This is a genomic window from Kocuria cellulosilytica (assembly GCF_040981245.1).
GTDB lineage: Bacteria > Actinomycetota > Actinomycetes > Actinomycetales > Micrococcaceae > Kocuria > Kocuria cellulosilytica.
In genome coordinates this window covers 330,409-351,341 of record NZ_JAVFWZ010000002.1, presented here as the reverse complement: position 1 = coordinate 351,341, position 20,933 = coordinate 330,409, and the positions used below count along the sequence as shown (strand labels likewise).

21 protein-coding genes and 1 tRNA gene are annotated in these 20,933 nt (G+C 73.4%); 13 read left to right on the top strand and 9 right to left on the bottom strand.

The annotated features are described in order from the left end of the window. The first annotated feature begins 13 nt into the window (after nt 1–13). The 11 genes from RCG67_RS04195 (at nt 14) to RCG67_RS04145 (ending at nt 10,185) form a co-directional block, all read left to right on the top strand. Nucleotides 14–883, top strand: coding sequence for an SGNH/GDSL hydrolase family protein (locus RCG67_RS04195; protein WP_368824965.1), 870 nt, complete (start codon nt 14–16; stop codon nt 881–883). A gap of 325 nt (nt 884–1,208) precedes the next feature. After that, a complete protein-coding gene (gene rpmB, locus RCG67_RS04190) occupies nt 1,209–1,445 on the top strand; it encodes a 50S ribosomal protein L28 (protein WP_047804470.1) in 237 nt (78 codons plus the stop codon). 1 nt (nt 1,446) lies between these two features. Then, a complete protein-coding gene (rpmG, locus tag RCG67_RS04185) occupies nt 1,447–1,614 on the top strand; it encodes a 50S ribosomal protein L33 (protein WP_017832642.1) in 168 nt (55 codons plus the stop codon). A gap of 4 nt (nt 1,615–1,618) precedes the next feature. Next, nucleotides 1,619–1,924 carry a 30S ribosomal protein S14 gene (rpsN, locus tag RCG67_RS04180; protein ID WP_058873832.1) on the top strand — a complete coding sequence of 102 codons (306 nt, stop codon included), beginning with the start codon at nt 1,619–1,621 and terminating at the stop codon, nt 1,922–1,924. 73 nt (nt 1,925–1,997) lie between these two features. Then, the gene (locus RCG67_RS04175) at nt 1,998–2,282 is read left to right on the top strand and encodes an HU family DNA-binding protein (protein ID WP_031282576.1); all 285 of its coding nucleotides are present in this window, start codon (nt 1,998–2,000) and stop codon (nt 2,280–2,282) included. 204 nt (nt 2,283–2,486) lie between these two features. Then, a complete protein-coding gene (locus RCG67_RS04170; RefSeq protein ID WP_368824964.1) occupies nt 2,487–3,155 on the top strand; it encodes a hypothetical protein in 669 nt (222 codons plus the stop codon). Nucleotides 3,156–3,283: 128 nt separating this feature from the next. After that, nucleotides 3,284–3,844, top strand: coding sequence for a copper resistance CopC family protein (locus RCG67_RS04165; protein WP_368824963.1), 561 nt, complete (start codon nt 3,284–3,286; stop codon nt 3,842–3,844). Nucleotides 3,845–3,960: 116 nt separating this feature from the next. Then, a complete protein-coding gene (locus RCG67_RS04160) occupies nt 3,961–4,689 on the top strand; it encodes a copper chaperone PCu(A)C (RefSeq protein WP_368824962.1) in 729 nt (242 codons plus the stop codon). Beyond that, complete coding sequence (locus RCG67_RS04155; protein WP_368824961.1) at nt 4,682–5,950, top strand: Dyp-type peroxidase; 1,269 nt, start codon at nt 4,682–4,684, stop codon at nt 5,948–5,950. The genes RCG67_RS04160 and RCG67_RS04155 overlap by 8 nt, the downstream gene beginning before the upstream one ends. 107 nt (nt 5,951–6,057) lie before the next feature. Further along, nucleotides 6,058–8,211, top strand: coding sequence for a bifunctional copper resistance protein CopD/cytochrome c oxidase assembly protein (locus tag RCG67_RS04150; RefSeq protein ID WP_368824960.1), 2,154 nt, complete (start codon nt 6,058–6,060; stop codon nt 8,209–8,211). Nucleotides 8,212–8,292: 81 nt separating this feature from the next. Next, the gene (locus RCG67_RS04145; RefSeq protein ID WP_368824959.1) at nt 8,293–10,185 is read left to right on the top strand and encodes an NHL domain-containing thioredoxin family protein; all 1,893 of its coding nucleotides are present in this window, start codon (nt 8,293–8,295) and stop codon (nt 10,183–10,185) included. Between the two features lie 88 nt (nt 10,186–10,273). Here the strand turns inward: RCG67_RS04145 and RCG67_RS04140 are convergent, their stop codons facing one another. After that, nucleotides 10,274–11,257, bottom strand: a complete 984-nt coding sequence (locus RCG67_RS04140) for a zinc ribbon domain-containing protein (protein WP_368824958.1) — start codon at nt 11,255–11,257, stop codon at nt 10,274–10,276. Between the two features lie 171 nt (nt 11,258–11,428). Here RCG67_RS04140 and RCG67_RS04135 point away from each other — a divergent pair, with 171 nt between their 5' ends. Beyond that, nucleotides 11,429–12,079, top strand: coding sequence for a hypothetical protein (locus RCG67_RS04135; protein ID WP_368824957.1), 651 nt, complete (start codon nt 11,429–11,431; stop codon nt 12,077–12,079). A 97-nt stretch (nt 12,080–12,176) separates the two neighbouring features. Here the strand turns inward: RCG67_RS04135 and RCG67_RS04130 are convergent, their stop codons facing one another. From RCG67_RS04130 to RCG67_RS04100, 7 genes are all read right to left on the bottom strand, one after another. Continuing rightward, nucleotides 12,177–13,436: an ABC transporter ATP-binding protein gene (locus RCG67_RS04130; protein ID WP_368824956.1), complete on the bottom strand. Its 1,260-nt coding sequence runs from the start codon at nt 13,434–13,436 to the stop codon at nt 12,177–12,179. 52 nt (nt 13,437–13,488) lie between these two features. Next, complete coding sequence (locus RCG67_RS04125; RefSeq protein WP_368824955.1) at nt 13,489–14,322, bottom strand: carbohydrate ABC transporter permease; 834 nt, start codon at nt 14,320–14,322, stop codon at nt 13,489–13,491. A 6-nt stretch (nt 14,323–14,328) separates the two neighbouring features. Then, nucleotides 14,329–15,321, bottom strand: a complete 993-nt coding sequence (locus RCG67_RS04120; protein WP_368824954.1) for a carbohydrate ABC transporter permease — start codon at nt 15,319–15,321, stop codon at nt 14,329–14,331. Beyond that, nucleotides 15,318–16,640, bottom strand: coding sequence for an extracellular solute-binding protein (locus RCG67_RS04115; protein ID WP_368824953.1), 1,323 nt, complete (start codon nt 16,638–16,640; stop codon nt 15,318–15,320). The genes RCG67_RS04120 and RCG67_RS04115 overlap by 4 nt, the downstream gene beginning before the upstream one ends. A gap of 255 nt (nt 16,641–16,895) precedes the next feature. Continuing rightward, nucleotides 16,896–17,822: an AEC family transporter gene (locus RCG67_RS04110; protein WP_368824952.1), complete on the bottom strand. Its 927-nt coding sequence runs from the start codon at nt 17,820–17,822 to the stop codon at nt 16,896–16,898. Between the two features lie 102 nt (nt 17,823–17,924). Beyond that, complete coding sequence (gene panD / locus RCG67_RS04105) at nt 17,925–18,371, bottom strand: aspartate 1-decarboxylase (protein WP_368824951.1); 447 nt, start codon at nt 18,369–18,371, stop codon at nt 17,925–17,927. A gap of 177 nt (nt 18,372–18,548) precedes the next feature. Next, nucleotides 18,549–18,619: transfer RNA gene (locus RCG67_RS04100), tRNA-Gly, on the bottom strand. 123 nt (nt 18,620–18,742) lie between these two features. Between RCG67_RS04100 and dcd the strand changes: the two genes are divergently transcribed. Continuing rightward, nucleotides 18,743–19,318, top strand: coding sequence for a dCTP deaminase (gene dcd / locus RCG67_RS04095; RefSeq protein ID WP_058873818.1), 576 nt, complete (start codon nt 18,743–18,745; stop codon nt 19,316–19,318). Nucleotides 19,319–19,424: 106 nt separating this feature from the next. On the opposite strand, the gene RCG67_RS04090 is transcribed toward dcd, so the two are convergent. Next, the gene (locus RCG67_RS04090) at nt 19,425–20,780 is read right to left on the bottom strand and encodes an MFS transporter (protein ID WP_368824950.1); all 1,356 of its coding nucleotides are present in this window, start codon (nt 20,778–20,780) and stop codon (nt 19,425–19,427) included. Between the last annotated feature and the right edge of the window lie 153 nt (nt 20,781–20,933).

Here is a 20,933-nt window from a genome sequence, read left to right as displayed (position 1 = left end):
GAGAGCACCCCGCATGACGGAGCCGACGACGCCCCGCCCGGCCGCCGTGCCGCTCGCCCCGCCCATCCGCTACGTGGCCCTCGGCGACTCCATGACCGAGGGCGTGGGCGACCCCGACCCCGCGCGCCCCAACGGGGTGCGCGGCTGGGCCGACCTCGTGGCCGAGCAGCTGACCGCCGCCCACCCGGACACCCGCTACGCGAACCTCGCGGTCCGGGGGCGGCTGCTGCGCGGGATCGTGGCCGAGCAGCTGGAGCCGTGCCTGGCCCTGGAGCCGACCCTGGTGAGCCTCTACGCCGGGGGCAACGACCTGCTGCGCCCGCGGGCGGACGTGGACGCCCTCATGGAGGTCTACGAGCCGGCGGTCGCCCGGCTGCGGGCCTCCGGCGCCCAGGTGGTGCTGTTCACGGCCTTCGACCCCGGCCGGGACGCCCCCACGTCCTGGACCCGCCCCCGGCAGGCGCTCTACAACGAGCACGTCCGGGAGATCGCGGACCGGCACGGGTGCCTGGTCCTCGACTACTGGCGGATGCGCGTCCTGCAGGACTGGCGCTACTGGGCGGTGGACCGGCTGCACATGTCGACCGCGGGGCACACCCGCGTGGCCGCCGGGGTGCTCGAGCTGCTGGGCGTGGAGCACGCCCTGGAGCTGCCGCCCACGGAGCGGCTGCCCGTCACCGCGAGCCCGGGCGTGCTGAAGGAGGACCTGCACTGGGCCCGCGAGTACCTCCTGCCCTGGCTCGCGCGGCGGGTCCGCGGCACCTCCTCCGGGGACGCGGTCGCCGCACGCCACCCCGGGTACACCACGCTGCACCCGCGTCCGGTGCTCCCCGCCGGTCCCGCGCCCCGCGACGGGGCGTCGGCCCCCGTCCGGCGCGGCTGAGCGGGCCGTCCCCCGGTTTGCGGGGGTCGGGGGAGCCGGTAGACTGACCCGAAGCTGGTCACACCTGACGTCAGGTTGCGGGGAAGTCCGTCCGGGCCTAGACTTCAAGGCTGTCGTGTGGTGGAGTCCACCTTCCGGCACCTTGATCTTCACCGTCTTCATCGTGGCGAGGCCTTCGCCGGTTCCGGCCGCGGGCCTTACGAGAGGGCCCGGTTGGCGAACGGTGGCAATTCTGAAGGTGGCGGGACGCCCGTTGCCGCAGCTGAGTGATCATCTGCGGCACCCACTGCGTGCCGTCATTTCGTCAACATTGGAGGAGAACACTATGGCAGCGCACTGCCAGGTGACCGGAGCTCAGCCGGGCTTTGGGCACAGCATTTCGCACTCGCACCGCCGTACCAAGCGCCGGTTCGACCCGAACATCCAGAAGAAGCGCTACTGGGTGCCGTCGCTGCGCCGCAGCGTGACGCTCAACGTCAGCGCCAAGGGCATCAAGGTCATCGACGCCCGCGGCATCGACGCCGTCGTGACCGACATGATCGCACGTGGGGAGAAGATCTAGCATGGCCAAGGACAAGGACGTTCGTCCCATCATCAAGCTGAAGTCCACCGCCGGCACCGGTTTCACCTACGTGACCCGCAAGAACCGCCGCAACGACCCGGACCGCATGGTGCTCAAGAAGTACGACCCGGTCGTCCGCAAGCACGTCGATTTCCGCGAGGAGCGCTGAATCCATGGCCAAGAAGTCCAAGATCGCCAAGAACGAGCAGCGCAAGGTCGTCGTCGAGCGCTACGCCGCGAAGCGTGCCGAGCTGAAGAAGACCCTCGTCGACGAGAACGCCACCGACGAGGCCCGCGAGGAGGCCCGCCTGGGCCTGCAGAAGCTGCCCCGCGACGCCTCCCCGGTCCGGCTGCGCAACCGCGACCAGATCGACGGCCGCCCCCGCGGCACCCTCCAGAAGTTCGGCATCTCCCGCGTCCGTTTCCGCGACATGGCTCACCGCGGCGAACTGCCCGGCATCTCCAAGTCCAGCTGGTAATTTCTGACGCAGGAGCGCGATCGGTCCCCCGTGCCGCGCTTCCCCACGACCCCAAGTCCAGGAGGACATGAACATGGCTAAGAACCGCAGTGAACTCGTCGCAGAGGTCGCCGAGAAGGCCGGGACCACCAACGCCGCCGTCAACGGCGTCCTGGACGCGATGTTCCAGGTCTTCGAGGAGTCCGTCTCCGCCGGTGAGAAGATCACCATCCCGGGCTGGCTGGCCGTCGAGCGCACCGACCGTGCCGCCCGCACGGGCCGCAACCCGCAGACCGGCGAGACCATCGAGATCCCGGCCGGCCACGGCGTCAAGCTGACCGCTGGTTCCAAGCTCAAGGCGGCCGTGTCCAAGAAGTAAGGACACCCGCGGGTCCGCTCCGGACCTCGTCCCACGGCTTCGTCCGAAGGGGCGGCCCCCGCACGGGGGCCGCCCCTTCGGCGTGTCCGGGCCCTGCGCGGGCCGCGTCGCGCTCCCGGTCCCGCGATTGGTCCGGCGCCGGGGCGGACGCGCATAATGGGGGCACCGGTCCGAGCGGCCGGCGACGAGACGGGAGGTGGAGGCGTGAGCCCACGTGCACGGCGCCTCGCCCGAGGCTGGGCCGGAGCGTCCGTCGCCACCTCCGCCGCCGCGCTCTCCCACGCGGCCGCCGGCGGGCAGGCCCCGCCCGCGGTGCTCGTGCTCCTGTCCCTGGCCCTGTCCGGGCCGCTGTGCATGGCGCTGGCCGGCCGGGTGCTCTCCCGGTCCCTCCTGCTGCTGGGCGTGCTGCTCAGCCAGTCCGTCCTGCACACCCTGTTCGCGGCCTCCGGCGGCGTCAGCACGGTGGCCCACGCCGCCCAGCACTCCGCGCACCACGGGGCCGCCGCCGGCCCGCCCGGGGCAGGTCCCGCCCTCGTGCTGGAGGTCCAGTCCCACGCCGAGCACGGTGGTGCCGTCATGGTCGTCGCCCACGTGCTGGCCGCGCTGGCCGCCTACGTGCTCATGCGCCACGGCGAGGTCGCGGCCGTGGTCATGCTGGAGGCGCTGCGGCTGCGGGTGCGCCGCCTGCGGCAGGCCCTGACGGCTCCCGTGGTCGTCGTCCGGCCGCGTGCCGTGCGGGCGGGGCGCCCGCACGTGCTGACCGACCAGTCGCTGCTGCGCCCGGTGCGCTCCCACCGCGGGCCGCCGCGCGCCCGCCGTCGCCCCCTGCTGCCGGTCCTCCTCCCGGGACCCGCCGCGCTGCCCGCCGGCTGAGCCGGCCGGCCGCGGGGCGCCGCCCGGGCCACGGGCCGCGGCGGGAGGTCCGACGGCTTACGCACGCCGCCCGGCCGTCCCGGTCCGGCGGCCCCGGCCCACCGCCGCCCGGCCCCCGAGGAGACCCCATGCCCACGCCCACCACCCGACGCACCGCGGCCCTGCTGGCCGCAGGCGCCCTCACCGCACTGACCGTCCTGCCCGCCTCCGCGCACGACGAGCTCACCGCCGTCTCGCCCGAGCCCGGCTCCGTGCTCGCCACCGCGCCGGAGGAGCTCGAGCTCACCTTCTCCGGGGAGGTCATGGACATCGGCCACCAGGTCCTGGTCACCGACTCGGAGGGGCGCTCCGTGACGGACGGCCCGCTCGAGCCGGAGGGCAACCGGGTGGTCCAGCCGCTGTCCGGGTCCGGGGCGGAGGACGAGACCTACCGCGTGGTCTGGCGCGTCGTCTCCAGCGACGGGCACCCCATCGAGGGGACCTTCAGCTACGACGTCGGCTCGGGCGACGAGCCCACGGCGGACCCGACCGCCCCGGTGGAGGACCCCGCCCAGCGCGCCGAGGACGCCACGGACCGCGCCACGTCCGGGGACGTCCCGCTGTGGGTCGTCGCCGTCGCCGGCGGGGCCGTGGCCCTCGGCGTGCTCGGCCTCGTGAGCCTCGTCTCCCGCCGGCGCCGCAGGGGCTGAACCGCCCGGGAACCGTCCCGGGTCCCCACCGTCCGATCCGCCGGCCGCCGCCGGGCGTCCGCCGCGCCCCGCGGCCGCCGCGGCACACCCTTCTTCCCGCACTGCCAGGAGCAACCATGCCCATCGCCATGCCCATCTCCGTGCCCGGCACCGTGCCCACCGCACTGCTGCGCACCACCACCGTCCTCGCCCTCGGCGCCGTCGCGCTCACGGGGTGCGCGTCCCCGGCCCCGGAGGCCGCCCCCGCCGCCGCGGCGGCGTCCGCCTCCGGCGCCCCGTCCCCGCAGGACGCCGGGCACACCGCCGCGCGCGGACCGCTCACCGTGGAGCGTGCCTGGGCGAAGGCGAACCCCGCCGGAGCCATGACCGGGGTCTTCGGCACCCTCGTCAACGAGGGCGACTCCCCGGTCGTGCTCACCGGCGCGGCCGCCGAGGGGATCGCCGGGGCTGTCGAGCTGCACGAGACCGTGCTCGACCCCGACACCGGCAGCACCGTCATGCAGCGGATGCAGGACCCGGTCGCCATCGACCCGGGCGCGTCCTACGCCCTGGAGCCCGGGGCGGACCACCTCATGCTCCTGGACCTGCGGTGCGACCTCCGCGCCGGGGACGAGCTCGAGCTCGTCCTGCGCTTCGAGGACGGGACGGAGCAGACGGTCACCGCGGCCGTCCGCGACTACGCCGGCGCCCAGGAGGAGTACGACCCGGGGGCCGGGGGCCGGGAGGGCCAGGACGACGGCCAGGACGACGGCCACGGTGGGGACCACGGCGGGGACCACGCGGCCGGGGAGGGCACGGGGCCGTCCGCCGAGGCCGGGGCGGAACCGGAGGGCTGCCGTGGGTGAGGCCCGTGCCATGAACCGGCGGCGCCTGCTCGTGGCGGGCGGCGCCGCCGGCGTGGGCGCCGCCTCGGCCCTGGGCCTGGAGTCGGCCCGCCGCGCCGGGGCCCTCGCCCCGGCGCCGCAGGAGGCGCCCCGGCAGGCGCAGCGAGGGCACGGGCAGGCCACGGAGCCCTTCCACGGTCCCCGGCAGGCCGGGGTGGCCACCGCGCCGCAGGCCTTCGCCGCGTTCGTGGCGCTGGACCTGCACCGGGACACCTCCCGGGACGCGGTGCGGCGCCTGCTGCGGGTGCTCTCGGAGGACGCCGCCGCCCTGACCCGGGGCCGGGCGCCGGTCGCCGACCAGGAGCCGTGGCTCGCCGCGAACCCGGCGCGGCTCACGGTCACCCTCGGCTTCGGGCCGCGGCTGCTCGGGCTGGTCGCCCCGGACCGCGCGCCGGCCTGGCTGCGGCCCCTGCCGGCGTTCTCGATCGACCGGCTCGAGGAGCGCTGGAGCGACGGCGACCTGCTGCTGCAGATCTGCGCCGACGACAGGCTCACCGTCTCGCACGCCCAGCGGGTGCTCCTCAAGGCCTCCCGCTCCTTCGCCGCCGTGCGCTGGGTGCAGCACGGGTTCCGGCACACCGTGGGCTCGGTCCCCGACGGGCAGAGCATGCGCAACCTCTTCGGCCAGGTGGACGGCACCGTCAACCCCCGGGGCGGCACCGAGGAGTACGAGCGGGTGGTCCACGGCCACGGCGGCTGCACGCCGTGGATCCAGGACGGCACGGCCCTGGTCGTCCGCCGGATCGCCATGGACCTGGACGCCTGGGACGAGGCGGACACCCCGGCCCGGGAGGACGCCGTGGGCCGGCGCCTCGGCGACGGCGCCCCGCTGACCGGCGGCGCCGAGCACGACGAGCCCGACCTCGCCGCACGGGGACCCCTGGGCTTCCCCGTCATCGCGGACTACGCCCACGTGCGCCGCTCGCGCCCGGAGGACCCGCTGGAGCGGATCCACCGGCGGGTCTACAACTACGACCTGCCCGTCGCGGACGCCCCGGGCGCGCGGCCCCGGGGCGCGAGCGCCGGCGGCATCAGCGACGCGGGCATGGTCTTCGCGGCGTACTGCTCGGACGTGGACCGCCAGTTCGTCCCGATCCAGCGCCGGCTCGACGAGCTCGACATGCTCAACGCCTGGACCACGCCGATCGGCTCGGCGGTCTTCGCCGTGCCCCCGGGCTGCGCCGAGGGCGGGTTCGTGGGGGACGTGCTGTTCGAGGGCTGAGGTCCGCCCGTGTGGGCTCCGGCACACGCGCACGGGCCGGCGCGCCCGGAGGGGGACAATGGAGAGGTGCCGCCCCGTCGTCGTGGGGCGGATGAAGGAGACTGACCATGAGTTCGAGGACGGCCGAGCGCGCCGACCACGGCACCGCCGCCCGGCCGGGCGGCCGGGGGATCGACCCCTGGTGGCTCGCGGCCGTGCCCGTCGTGGCCCTCACGGCGCTCGTCCTGGCGATGCTGTGGACCGGGTCGGGCGCGGCCCGGCTCGCGGCCGACCCCGGGGCGCTGGTCCGCTGGGGGCTGCCCGCCGCCGAGCTCGTGCACAACAGTGCGCTCGTGGTGGTCATGGGCGCGCTGCTGTTCGCGGTGGGGATCGTGCCCCCCACCCGGGACGGGCGCCGCCGGGGCGGCCGGGACCGGGCCCCGGCCCCGGAGCACCCGCTCTTCGGCGCCACCCTGCGCCTCGCCGAGGCCGCGGCCGTGGTCTGGACCGTGGCCGCGGTGGCCGTGCTCGTCCTGTCCTACTCCGACGTCGCGGGCGTGCCCGTGGGCGGGGACGGAACCTACACCCAGCAGCTGCTGCACTACGCCACGGACATCCCCACGGGGCAGGCCCAGGCGGCGATCGTCGTGGTCGCCGCCGTCGTGACCACCCTGGTCTTCGGGGTCCGGGCGCTGCTCGGGCTGCTGCTGACCCTCGCCCTGTCCTGCGCCGCCCTCGTGGCGATGGCCCTCAACGGGCACTCTGCCGGCGGCAACGACCACATGGGCGCCGTCAACTCCCTGGGCCTGCACCTGCTGGGCGCGGGGCTGTGGACGGGAGGCCTCGTGGTGCTCGCCTGGCTGTCCCCGCAGCTCAGCGCCCCTGGCGCCGGCACCGGGACGCTGCCCGAGGGCGCCGCCCGCGGCCGCGCGCCGGCCGGGGCGCGGCACCGCGCGCCGATCGCGGCCGTGGTGCTGCGCCGGTTCTCCGCGGTCGCCCTCGGCGCCTTCCTCCTCGTGCTGCTCTCCGGCACGGTCAACGCCGCGGTGCGCATCGGCTCCTGGGACCAGCTCTTCAGCGGCTACGGATGGCTCGTGCTCGTCAAGGCCGTCCTGACGCTGGGGCTGGGCCTCGCCGGCCTCGCCCACCGCCGCTGGCTGGTCCCCGCGCTCGAGGCCGGCCGGCTCACCGCCCGCCGCGCGGTCTGGCAGCTGGTGCTGGGCGAGCTGCTGGTCATGGGCGCCGTCATGGGCGTCGCGGTGGCCCTGTCCCGGACGGCCCCGCCGGTGCCCGAGGAACTGGCCCCGGACGCGTCCCCGGCGCTGATCCTCACCTGGTACGAGCTGCCGCCCGAGCCCACCGCGGCGTCCTGGTTCACCACGTGGCGCATCGACTGGCTGTGGCTCGCGGTCTGCGTGTTCCTCGCGGTCGTCTACCTGTGGGCGTTCGTGCGCGTGCGCCGGCGCCGGGACTCCTGGTCCGTGCTGCGCACCCTCTCGTGGCTCACCGGGCTCGGGGTGCTGTTCTACATCACCTCGGGCGGCTTCGCCGTCTACGGCCGGGTCCTGTTCTCCGCGCACATGGTCGAGCACATGACCCTGACCATGGTGGTGCCGATCTTCCTGGTCCTGGGCTCGCCGGTCACCCTGCTGCTCAAGGCCCTGGAGTCCCGCCCGGACGGCACCCGCGGGCCCCGCGAGTGGATCCTGCGGCTCGTGCACTCCGGGTTCGGCAAGGTCGTGACCCACCCGATCTTCGCCGCCGTGAACTTCGCCGGCTCCATCGTGGTCTTCTACTTCACCCCGCTGTTCCACTTCACGCTGCACTACCACGTGGGGCACGTGTTCATGGTCGTGCACTTCCTGATCACCGGATACCTGTTCATGCTCGTGCTGATCGGCACGGACCCCATCCCGCACCGCCCCGGCCACATGATGCGGCTGGTCCTGCTGCTGGCCACGATGGTCTACCACGCCTTCGTGGGGGTGGCCCTGATGGGCTCCGACACGCTCCTGCAGGCCTCCTGGTTCGGCAACACCGGCCGGGACTGGGGGCGCAGCGCGATCGAGGACCAGCAGCTCGGCGGGGCCCTCATGTGGGGGATCGGCGAGTTCCCCACCGTCGTCGTCGCCGTCGTCGTCGCGATCATGTGGGCGATCGAGGGCACGAAGGAGAACCGCCGTGCGGACCGCAGGGCCGACCGCACGGACGACGCCGAGCTCAAGGCCTACAACGAGATGATGGCCGGGCTCGCGGAGCGGGACGACCACGCCCGGCGCTGAGCCCCGCCCGGCCCGTCCAGCCCCGCCCGTCCCACCCCTGACCCGTCCCCGTCCCGTTCCGTTCCGAAAGGATTCCCACCCGTGCGCCTCACTTCCCGCGTCCGCGCCTCCGAGCTGCAGGGCCGTGCCTGGCTCAACACCGGGGAAAAGGACCTCGACCTGGCCGCGCTGCGCGGCAAGGTCGTGGTCCTGGACTTCTGGTCCTTCTGCTGCATCAACTGCCTGCACGTGCTCGACGAGCTGCGCCCCCTCGAGGAGCGCTTCTCCGACGTCCTCGTCACGGTGGGCGTGCACTCCCCGAAGTTCGAGCACGAGGCCGACCCGGACGCGCTCGCGGCCGCGGTGGACCGCTACGAGGTCCACCACCCCGTGCTCGACGACCCCGAGCTGACCACGTGGGACGCGTACACGGCCCGCGCGTGGCCCACGCTCGTGGTCGTGGACCCGGAGGGCTACATCGTGGCGCACCTCTCGGGGGAGGGCCACGTCCAGGGACTGGTCTCCCTCGTGGAGGAGCTCGTGGCCGAGCACGAGGCCCGGGGCACCCTGCACCGCGGCGACGGGCCGTACGTGCCGCGGCCTGCGCCCGAGGGCGACCTCCGGTTCCCGGGCAAGGTGCTGCCGCTGCCGGACGGCTCGTTCCTCGTCTCCGACACGGGCCACCACCGCCTCGTCCAGCTCGACAACGACCTCGAGACCGTCCGGCGGGTGATCGGCGCGGGGAAGGGCCACGCGGACGGGGACCCGGGGACCGCGCGCTTCACCGAGCCCCAGGGGCTCACGCTGCTGCCCGAGGAGGTGCGCGCGGCGGCCGGCTACGACGTGGTCGTGGCCGACTCGGTCAACCACCGGCTCCGCGGCGTGGACCTCGCCACCGGGCAGGTGCGCACGGTGGCCGGCAGCGGGGTGCAGCGGCTGCTCGACGAGGAGCGCGCCCGCGGGGCGGAGCCGAACCACATCGATCCCGGCGCCGATCCGCTGGACGTGGCGCTCTCCTCCCCGTGGGACGTCGTGTGGTCCGCCCGGGCCGACCTGCTCGTGGTGGCGATGGCCGGAACCCACCAGCTGTTCTCGTTCGACCCGCGGACCGGGCGGCTCGCCGTGCTCGCCGGCACCGGGGACGAGGGACTCAAGGACGGGTCCTCCGCCGAGGCGTGGTTCGCGCAGTCCTCGGGGCTCGCGGAGGACTCCGCGGGCAACGTGTGGGTCGCGGACTCGGAGACCTCGGCCCTGCGCGTCCTCCGGTTCGACGACGACGGGGCCGTCACCGTCGAGACCGCCGTGGGCGAGGGGCTGTTCGACTTCGGCTTCCGCGACGGCGACGCCGGCCAGGCGCGCCTGCAGCACTGCCTCGGCGTGGCCCAGCTGCCCGACGGGTCGGTGGCGGTGGCGGACACCTACAACGGCGCCGTGCGCCACTACGACCCCCGGACCGGTCAGGTGGCCACCCTGGCCCGCGGCCTGGCCGAGCCCTCCGACGTGCTGCTGGACGTCTCGGGGGAGGAGCCGCTGCTCGTCGTCGTCGAGGCCAACGCCCACCGCCTGGTGCGCGTGCCGATCCCGGCGGCCGCCCAGCGCGTCGACGAGGGGGCGTCGCGGACCCAGCGCGCGCGCACGAAGCTCGCCCCGGGAGCGCTCGGGATCGAGGTGCGCTTCGCGGCGCCGTCCGGGCAGAAGCTCGACGACCGGTGGGGGGATCCCACCCAGCTCAAGATCTCGTCCTCGCCCGAGGACGCGCTCGCCGAGGGCGCGGGCACGGCGCAGGGCCTGCGCCGGCAGCTCGTGCTGGCGGAGGGCGTCACCGAGGGCGTCCTGCACATCACCGCGCGCGCCGCGGCGTGCGACGGCGAGCCGGGCGGGGAGATCCCGGACCACGCGGCGTGCCACCTCTACCAGCAGGACTGGGGCATCCCCTTCGTGCTGGACGCCGAGGGGGAGACCGAGCTGGTCCTGGACCTGCGCGGGGTCAACTGAGCGTCAGCGGAGTGGGGACCGGCCGGGGCCGGTCTCGCAGGGGTGGCCCCGACCGGGAGCCGCCCAGGGGCTCCCTCGCGCACCGCGCTCAGCCGCGCGGGGTGACCCGCACCGTCGAGTCGTCGATGGCGAGGTCGGCGGCGACCTCGAAGGGCACGGTCCGCTCGAGCCGTTCGACGTCCCCGGTGAACAGGTCGAGGGAGTCGAAGGCGATCCGCGCGGTGCCCCGCGCGGGCTCCAGGGCCCAGCCCCCGCCGCCCTTCGAGCCCACGACGATCTCCGGGTCCGGATAGGACTCGATCGTCCACTCGACGTCCCCGGCGACCCGGCCGTCGAACTCGAAGGAGAACGGGCAGCCGGACGGGAAGAGGGCGCTCTGCCCGGCGCAGCGGTCGAGGTGCTCCTTCAGCTGCCGGTCCACCTCCTGCTCGAGCGCCTCGGTCGGCCGGGCCTCCAGGGCGATCTCCTCCTGCTGGCCCGGGTCGGTCAGCACGACGCTCTCCGGTTCCGCCGCCACGAGCTCGGACGTGTAGGAGGCCGTGTAGACGCCCGGGAAGAACGCGGCGAACTCCCCGGAGGACTCCGGCAGGGCCACGGACATGCCGTTCACGTCCACCGAGGTCGCCCCCGGCAGGCTGACCGTCACCGTGGGCAGCGGCGTCTCGTCGAAGGCCCACACCGTGAAGAAGCCCCACTGCGTGTCCACGGGGTGCAGGGAGAACTCGGAGCTGTGCTGCTCGCCGCCGAGGGTGTAGTCCGCGCGCACCACGGCCCGCTCGCCGTCGTCCGAGACGGTGGAGACCTCGACGTCCTCGAGCTCCTCGGCCGAGGCCTCCAGCGGGTCACCGTCGAGCATCGCCGCGTTGGCCTCCGGGACGCGGGCGTTGAGCAGGCCCAGGGCCTCGCCGCCGTCCCCGTCCCGCAGGTCCTCGAAGTACGCCCGCACGTCCGTCTCCGGGCCGTACATGTACTTGTTGACCAGGGCGATGGTGACGGCGGCGGCCGCCACCCCGAGCAGCACGAGGAACAGCCAGGCCCCGAGGGCCTTGAGCACGCGGGCGTTGGACTCCATCCGATCACGCTAACCGATCGGCCCCCGGCCTGCGCGTGCACCGGGCCGTCCGGGCCCTCCGGAAGGCGCGGCCCGCCCCGGGCGGGTACGCTACGTGCCGCACCCCTTCTCCGATCCATTCCCGTCCCGGGTCCGAGCCCGGCCCCCGTTCCCCTCTGGAGCTGACTACCCATGGCCGACTCCGTCCGGCAGGTCCCCGAGAAGTACGGCCCCGTCCGCGCCGTGCTGCGCCCACGGCTGGGCTCCTACGGCCGGCGCCTGCTCTCCTGCCTGGGCCCGCTGCTGCTGGGCGCCGTGCTCGTGCTCTTCCTCTGGGCGCGGCGGCCGGCCCCCGGCGTCGCGGTGGTGGTGCTCGCGCTCGTGCTCCTGGCCGGCACCGCGTGCTGGCTCCGGCTGCGCCCAGTGCTGGTCGTCCGCACGGACAGCCACGTCCTGCGCTCCCGCACCGTGGGCTTCGCCGCGACGCCGCTGTCGGACGTCGAGCACGTCGTCACGGTCGGGGCCCTGCACCGGGCGCCCGGCGCCGCGCGCCCGGCCGCCCGCCCCCACCTGTGGGCCGCGGGCCGCTCGGGCCGCCGGGTCCTCCGCCTCGACGGCGCGGTGTGGGACGCCCGCGCGCTCGAGGACGTCGCGGCGGCGCTGGGCGCGCCCCGCACCCACCTGGAGCGCGCGACGGCGCGGGAGGCCGCCGCCCGCTGGCCCCGGCTCGTGCCGTGGGGGCTCCGCCACCCGCGGCTGCGCTCCGCCGCGTCCGCCGCGGGGCTGCTCGCCGGCCTGGCCCTCGTGGGCTGGTTCTCGCTCGGCCTGCCGGGCACCGGCTGAGCCCCGGTCCTGCTGCGGGGCGCGGTCCGCACGCGCGGGAGCCCGCCGCCCCGGACGACGGGCGGCGGGCTCCTCCTGCGTGCGTGGTGGCCCGTGCTCAGCCGGCCGTGGCCAGCTCCTGGCGGGCCCGCTCGATCTCGGCCTTGCGCTCCTCCACGGCCTCGCGGGTCAGCTCGGCCCCGGCCTCGGCGTCCCGGGTCAGGTTCTCCCCGGTCTCGGGGTCGAACACGTGCATCCGGCGGGTGTCGATCCAGATCCGGCCCTGCGCGCCGCCCCGGATGCGGGAAGTGGCGTCCAGCTCCACGACGATCTGCGGGTGCATCTCGTCCCCGTCCAGGTCCTGCGCCAGCTCGTCGAGCTTCGCCTTGACCTCGGGGTCCTGCTCGTAGTCGATGTAGCCGTACTGCTCGTTGCCCATCCACTCCGTGTGGGTGAACTGGGCGTCGAAGGTCGTGCCGCGGGAGACCTTCGCCTCGTCCACGAACTTGGCGTCCTCGAAGTGCTCCGGGCGCAGGCCCAGGAGCACGATCGACCCGTCCGTGGGCAGCTTCCCCTTGGCCTGGTCCGGCACGGGGAACTCGCCCAGCGGGGTGTCGAACACGTCGCCCCGCACGTGCGCCGGGAGGAAGTTCATCGACGGCGAGCCGATGAACCCCGCCACGAACAGGTTGGCCGGCTGCTCGTAGAGCTCCCGGGGCGAGGCGATCTGCTGCAGGATGCCCTTCTTGAGCACGGCCACGCGGTCGCCGAGGGTCATGGCCTCGGTCTGGTCGTGGGTGACGTAGACCGAGGTGATGCCCATCCGCCGCTGGAGCTGGGCGATCTCGGTGCGCATCTGGCCGCGCAGCTTCGCGTCCAGGTTGGACAGGGGCTCGTCGAACAGGAACGCGTCCGCGTCCCGCACGATCGCCCGGCCCATCGCCACGCGCTGGCGCTGACCGCCCGAGAGGTTGGCCGGCTTGCGCTCGAGGTGCTCGTCGAGGTCCAGGGTGGACGCGGCGTGGCGCACCTTCCGGTCGATCTCCTCGTCGGAGAACTTGCCCTTGGACAGCCGCAGCGGGAACGCGATGTTCTCGTACACGGTCAGGTGGGGGTAGAGCGCGTAGTTCTGGAACACCATGGAGAGGTTGCGCTCGCGCGGCTCCTTCTCGTTGACGCGCTCGCCGTTGATCAGCAGGTCCCCGGAGGTGATGTCCTCGAGGCCCACGATCATCCGGAGCAGCGTGGACTTGCCGCAGCCGGAGGGCCCCACGAGGATGAGGAACTCGCCGTCGGCGATGTCGATCGACACGTCGTTGACGGCCGGGAAGCCGTCCCCGTACTTCTTGACGAGATGGTTGAGGGTGATGGATGCCATCTGGGACTCAGTCCTTCGGTCGGTTCGGGAAAGGTGTGGGAGGCGGGCGGGCTCAGCCCTTGACCGCGCCCTGGGTCAGGCCGGAGACGATCTGGCGCTGGAACAGCAGCACCAGCAGCACCACTGGGATGGTGACGACGATGGCCGCCGCGGAGATCGCGCCCGCCGGGTCCTCGAACTGCGAGGCGCCGGTGAAGAACGCCAGCGCCGCCGGGACGGGCCGGGCCGCCTCGGTGGAGGTGAGGCCGATGCCGTAGACGAAGTCGTTCCACGCGATGAAGAACGCGATGATCGCGGTGGTGAACACGCCCGGCAGGGCCAGCGGCACGATCACCTTGCGGAACGCCTGCCACGTGGTGGCGCCGTCCACCTGGGCCGCCCGCTCGAGGTCCCACGGGATCTGCTGGAAGAACGCCGTCAGCGTCCAGATCGAGATCGGCAGGGTCAGCGAGAGGTAGGGGATGATCAGGCCGGGCCAGGTGTCGTACAGCCCGATCTGCCGCCACAGGTTGAACAGCGGGGTCACGATCGAGACGACCGGGAACATGGACACCGCCAGCGCCACCGTGAGGATCATCTTCTTGCCCGGGAAGTCCAGGCGGGCGATCGCATAGGCGCACAGCGTGGCGAGGGCCACGGCGATGGCCGTGGCGATCAGGCAGATGCCGATCGAGTTGATCAGCGAGGGCACGAACAGGTCGCGGGCGGAGCCCACGAAGATCGAGGAGTAGTTCTCCCCGACCCACTGCGTGGGCAGGAACTTCCCGGACGTCAGGTCCGCGGGCGTCTTGAAGGACGTCATGAGGATCGAGGCGACGGGGAACAGGGCGTAGATCAGGACCAGGACCGAGACGACGGCCCAGCCGACCTTCTGCTTGGTGGACATGGGCGGTTACCTTCCCTTCCCGGCGCCGGCGAGGTCGACCTTGAACACCTTGATGGCGAGGAAGGCGATCAGCAGCACACAGACGAACAGGACCACGGAGATCGCGGAGCCGAGCCCGATCTCCAGACGGCCGATGGAGGTGCGGTAGGCCAGCAGGGACAGCGTCTCCGTGTAGTACTGGCCCTGGGTCATGATGAAGATGTTGTCGAAGATGCGGAACGCGTCCAGCGCGCGGAACACCACGGCCACCATGATCGCGGCCTTCATGTTGGGCAGGATCACCCGGGACATCCGCTGCCACCACGTGGCGCCGTCCACCCGGGCGGCCTCGGTGTACTCGCTCGGGACCTGGGCCAGGCCCGAGAGCAGCAGCAGCGAGATGAACGGCGTGGTCTTCCAGATCTCGGAGGCCATGATCACGAACAGCGCCGACCAGGTGTTGGCGAACCAGTTGAAGTCCGGGCCGATGCCCGGCACCCAGGAGAACCAGTTGTTGACGTAGCCGGTCGTGATGTCGAACGCGTAGAACCAGGCGAAGGCCGAGACCACGGTGATGATGCCGTAGGGCACCAGGATCGCGGTGCGCAGCAGCCCGCGGGTGCTGCGGATCGCGTTGTTCATCACGAGCGCCAGGGCGAAGCCCAGGACGAGCTCCACGATCACGGTGACCACCGTGATCAGCACGGTCACGCCCAGGTCCCGCCAGAACACGATGTCGGAGAGGACCGTGGCGTAGTTGCCGAGGAAGACGAACTCCTTGTTCCCCGGGTCGGTGAGCCGGAAGGAGAAGAACGAGTCCCACAGCGCCTGCAGGATCGGGTACATGGTGACCAGGAGCATCACGATGAACGCCGGGCCGGCGAGCATCCAGCCGAGCTTGCGCTCCGACCGGGCGCGGTCGGACATGAGCGGCTTGGCGCTGCGGCGTCCTGTCACGGGCGCGGGTGCGGCCTCCCGGGGACCGGTGCCGGGAGCGTTGGGGTTGACGACGGTGCTCATAGCAGCTTGTCTCCCTTCAGGACGGCCTCGATGAACGCGGCGGTTTCACGGGGCGTGTTCTCGTTCACGGACGACGGCGGCGTCCACTCCTGCTGGATGGCGGTGGAGACCTCGTTGTAGTAGGGGGTCTGCGGACGCGGCGCCGCCTGGTCCAGGGACTCCCGGATGGTCTCGTACATCGGGAAGGCCTCCCGGACCTCCGGGTCCTCGTAGGCGGCCTCGGACGCCGCCGGGTTGCCGTTGCTCACGAAGTAGTACGCCTGGTTCTCCGGCTGGACGACGCACTCCACCGCCTCCCACGCCAGCTCCTGGTGCTCCGAGGTGGAGCCCACGCCCAGGTTGATCCCGCCCAGCGGGGGCGCGGAGGGCTCGTCCGGGTTCACCCGCGGCCACAGGGCCCAGCCGATGTCCTCGAACATGGACTGCTCCACCGTCCCGCCCTCCACGGCCGCGGCGGTGGCGGCGTAGATGAAGGGCCAGTTCACCATGAAGGAGCCGTCGTCGGACTGGAACTGGTTCATCGACGCCGCCTCGTCCGCGGTCGGCAGCCCGGGCCCGCCGAGCCCGTCCCGGCCGATGGTGCCGACGATCTCCGCCGCCTGGCGGCCGGCCTCCGAGTCCATGCCGACCACGACCTCGTCGGCCGGGGCCTCGGGGTTCTCGATGATCTCGCCGCCGGCGGACTTGATCAGGCCGTTGACCCACACCGTCATCGACTCGGCCGACGTGCCCTGCACCCCCAGGTACTTGTCCTGCTCCCGGGCGGCGTCCATGATCTGCTTCCAGGTCACCGGCTCGTCCATGTTCAGGCCGGCGGCCTCCGCCACGGACTCCCGGTACCAGAGCAGCTGCGTGTTGGCCCAGAACGGCACCGAGACCAGCTCGTCCTTCCACATCGCACCCTCGAGCGGACCCGCCAGGACGTCCTGGGTGGTGGCCTCCTCGACGTCCCCCGGCACGGGGGCCAGGAAACCCGGCTCGGCCAGCTCGGGGATGAAGGGCGGGTCCAGGCTCATGATGTCCATCGACGAGTCCCCGGCCGCCAGGCGCCGGGCGAGCTGCTCGCGCTGCGACGCGGCATCGCGCGGGAGCAGCGAGGTCTCGATGTTGTAGCGGCCGCCGGACTCCTCCGAGCACTGCTTGGCCAGTTCCGCCTGCCCGCCGGCGTCCGGATTGATGTACCAGGTCAGGGTCGGGGTGGCGCCGGCGTCGGCGTCACCGCATCCCGTCATGACGAGGGCGCCCACGGCACCCAGGGCGGCGGCAGCGCTGAGCCGTCGCCTCCCGGGGGACCTGTGGGGGTGTGAGGTGGTGGTCAACGGTCTGTTCCTCCCCTTCGGCGATGTGGCGGTCCGCGTGGGACGTCGAGGGGATCCTGTGGGACCCGGTCGGCGGGACGGTCGGCGGCGGGTGCTGCCGGCCGACCTCTCCTCCGCGGAGCCTTCAGTCTATGAGTGGTCTACCTCACAGACCAGTAACCTGACTGTTTGCATCAGTGTGCCCCGCGTGTCCCGTCGGGTCCACCGATTCGGCGCGTCCGTCGGGGCCTGGAACGGCTCGGCCCCGCCGGGGATTCAGGAGAGCAGCAGAGCCACCCCGGCCATGGTGAGCATCGCGACCACCGTGGTGAGCAGCACCGTGTCCCGGCACAGCTGCTCGGCCCGGCCGTAGCGCACGGCCGCGATGTAGATGTTCTGGGCGGTGGGCAGGGCCGCCATCACCACCACGGAGTAGAGCAGGTGCCCCTCCAGGTCCAGGACGAAGCGGGCGAACAGGAACGCCAGCGCCGGGTGCAGCAGCAGCTTCAGCGCCCCGGCCAGGAGCACGTCCCGGCGGGGAGTCCCGCCGCGCCGCAGCGGCGCGGCGCCCACCAGGGAGACCCCGAAGGCCATCAGCATCGCCGGGATGGAGGCCCCGGCCACCAGCTCCACGGGTTCGTGCACCACCTCCGGCAGCCGCCAGCCGGTCACGGCGAACAGGATGCCCAGCCCGGAGCCGACGATCATCGGGTTGGTCACCACGTTGCCCAGAACGCTGCCCGGGCTCGGCCGGCGGCCGTCCGTGAGGGTGTCCATGATCGTCAGGTAGACGGGGGTGTTCAGCGCCAGCTGGAACAGGATGACGGGCACCACCATGGTCGCGTCCCCGAGCACGAAGACCGCGATGGGGATGCCGAGGTTGGCGGAGTTCACCTGGGAGGCGGCCTGGGCGCCCATCACGGTGGTGGCGGCGTCCCGGCGCAGCACCCAGCGGGCGATCGCGGCGTAGACGAGGGTCGTGGCCACCGCCGAGACGGCCGCCACCAGCAGCGGGGCGGAGAGGATCCGGGCGATGTCGGCCTCGGAGATGGTCAGGAACAGCAGCGGCGGGCTGGCCACGTAGAAGGCGAACTTGCTGAGCACCAGCTGCCCGTGGGGCCCCAGCACGCCCCGCCGGCCCACGGCGTAGCCGGTCAGGATGACCGCCCAGACGATGAAGAAGCCCGAGAACACTCCGGCCACGGGACCTCCCTCGAACTGCTGCGGGTCCGCGTCCGCGGGCCCCTACAGTTCTATCCCATGGCCGGCGCTATTCCCCCGCGGGCCCGTCCGCGGCGGGGCGGCTCACGCGGCGGGCAGGTCGGCGCGGGCGTCGGCGAGGGGCCGGGAGTGCGGGGGACGGGCGACGCCGTCGAGCAGGGCCTCGGCGGGATCCGCGCCGAGTTCGACGATCCGGTTGTCCGCGTCCACGTGGACCACGGACGGCACATGGGCACGGGCCTCGGCGTCGTCCATCTGCGCGTAGCTGATCAGGATGACGAGGTCCCCGGGGTGCACGAGGTGGGCGGCGGCACCGTTGATCCCGACGACGCCCGAGCCGCGCTCGCCGGCGATCGTGTAGGTCTCCAGCCGGGCGCCGTTGGTGACGTCCACGATGGAGACGAGCTCGCCGGGGAGGATGTCGGCGGCGTCCAGGAGGTCCTGGTCGACGGTGACCGAGCCGACGTAGTGCAGGTCGGCCTGGGTCACGACGGCACGGTGGATCTTGGCCTTGAACATGGTGCGCAGCATGACGGGAGAAGAGCTCCTCGTGAGCAGGGTGCGGATGATGGCGCAGGACCCAGGTGGTCGTCCGGGTGCTCGCCGCCCCGGGGCGGGCCGGGGAGCGGGGCGCGGGAACATCCTACCGCGCGGTGCCCGGGGACGACGAACGCCCCGGCCGGAGGGGCACGGGGCGTTCGGTGCGAGAGCGGCTGACGGGAATCGAACCCGCGTATCAGGCTTGGGAAGCGTGCGCTCTACCATTGAGCTACAGCCGCGCATCCGTGGTCCGCCCGGCGCGTGCACCGGACGGGGACACCACATACTCTACACCACCGGCGGCGGTGGGTCCGGTCGAGCGGCGCGGTCCGGGCGGCCGGCCGTGCGATACCTTGGGGACCGTGCTGATCTCTGACCGCGACATCCGGCGGGAGCTCGACGGCGGCCGGGTCGTCCTCGAACCCTACGAGCCCGCCCTGATCCAGCCCGCCAGCATCGACGTGCGGCTGGACCGCTGGTTCCGGCTCTTCGACAACCACAAGTACGCGCACATCGACCCGTCCGTGGAGCAGCCCGGGCTCACGCGCCTCGTGGAGGTCGACCCGGACGAGGCCTTCGTGCTCCACCCGGGGGAGTTCGTGCTGGGCTCGACCTACGAGAAGGTGACCCTCCCGGACGACATCGCCGCCCGCCTCGAGGGGAAGTCCTCGCTGGGGCGCCTGGGGCTGCTGACCCACTCCACCGCGGGGTTCATCGACCCGGGCTTCTCGGGCCACGTCACGCTCGAGCTGTCCAACATGGCCACGCTGCCCATCAAGCTGTGGCCGGGCTCCAAGGTGGGGCAGCTGTGCTTCTTCCGGCTCTCCTCGCCCGCGGAGCACCCGTACGGGCACGGCGCCTACGCCAACCGGTACCAGGGGCAGCGCGGTCCCACGGCGTCGCGCAGCCACCTCGGGTTCTCCCGCACCCGGATCTGAGGGCCTGCGTCCGCGGTCCCGCTGTCCGGCGTGCCCTGCTGCCCGGCGCGCTCCGCTGTCCCGCGCGCTCCGCTATCCGGCGCGCTCCGCTGTCCCGCGCGCTCCGCTATCCGGCGCGCCCCGCGGGCGGCGGGGCGGCGGACGGCGCCGCCGCGGTCTTCGGGTCGCGCGCACCCAGCAGCAGGAGCAGGCCGGCGCCGATCACCAGGAGGATCCCCAGGATCCCCCAGCGCTGGGCGCCGAGCACGGAGACGAACACCGCGAACAGGGTGGGCGCCAGGAAGCTCACGGCCCGGCCCGTGGTGGCGTAGAGGCCGAACAGGGCGCCCTCCTCGCCGGTCCGGGTGAGCCGGCCGAGGAACGTGCGGGAGGCCGACTGCGCGGGGCCCACGAACAGGCACAGCAGCAGTCCGCAGACCCAGAACGAGGCCGTGCCCTCCAGGACGAGCAGCGGGGTCCCGGCCAGCAGGATGCCGACCAGGGACAGCACGATGACGCGCTTGGGCCCCACCCGGTCGTCGAGCCGGCCGCCCACCAGCGCGCCCACCCCGGCGGCCACGTTGCCGACGATCGCGAAGACGATGACCTCGCTCAGGGTGAAGCCGAAGGTCCCGGCCGCGATGACGCCGCCGAAGGTGAACACCGCGTTGAGCCCGTCCCGGAACACGGCCGAGGAGAGCAGGAACCACAGCGTCTGCGGGGTGTCCCGGTAGAGCCCCCGCAGGGTCTCCCACAGCTGGCGGTAGGAGCGCGCCACGGACGGGCGCGGGCCCCGGCGGGCCGGGCGGATCTCGGGCACCACCACCAGCACGGGGATCGAGAACAGGGCGATCCACAGTCCGGAGAAGAGGGCCACGGCCCGCACGTTGAGGGCGTCCTCCTCCGGCAGGCCGAGCAGGCCGGGGGTGATGAACCCGAACAGCACGATCGCCAGCGCCACGATCCCGCCGAAGTAGCCCATCGCCCAGCCCTGGCCGCTCACCCGCCCGATGTGCTCGCGGCCCGCGATCCCCGGCAGCATCGCGTTGTAGTTGACCACGGCGAACTCGTCGAAGACGTTGGCCAGCGCCAGCAGGCCCACCCCGAGGTAGAGGTACGGCTGCTGGGGGAGGACCAGGAAGCACAGGGCGGTGAGCAGCGCCGTCAGCATCGTGTTGATCCCGAGCCACAGCTTGCGCCGGCCCGCCCCGTCGCTGCGCTGCCCCACCACCGGGGCCAGCAGGGCCACGACGACGCCGGCGGCGCCGATCCCGTAGCCCAGCACCTCCGAGGCGTGGTCCTCCCCGCCGAAGGGAGCGCTCGTGAGATAGACCGTGAACACGAACGTGGTCATCACGGCGTTGAAGGCGGCGGATCCGGCGTCCCACAGGCTCCACGCCCACACGTGCGAGCGGCGCGGCGCGAACGGCGTCGCGGGAGGAGCGGGGGAGGGGGCCGGGGGGCCGGGGGGAGTGGCGTCCATGGCAGTCATGCTAGGCCGGTGGGGCGCGGCCGGCGCGGCGGCCTCGCCGACGCCGTGCCGTGGACGTCCCCGCCCCGTCCAGAGCACCGCCCGGGAACGCACAGGATCCGCGCAGGTCGGGAGGGGGGCGAGGACACGGGACGGACACGCCCC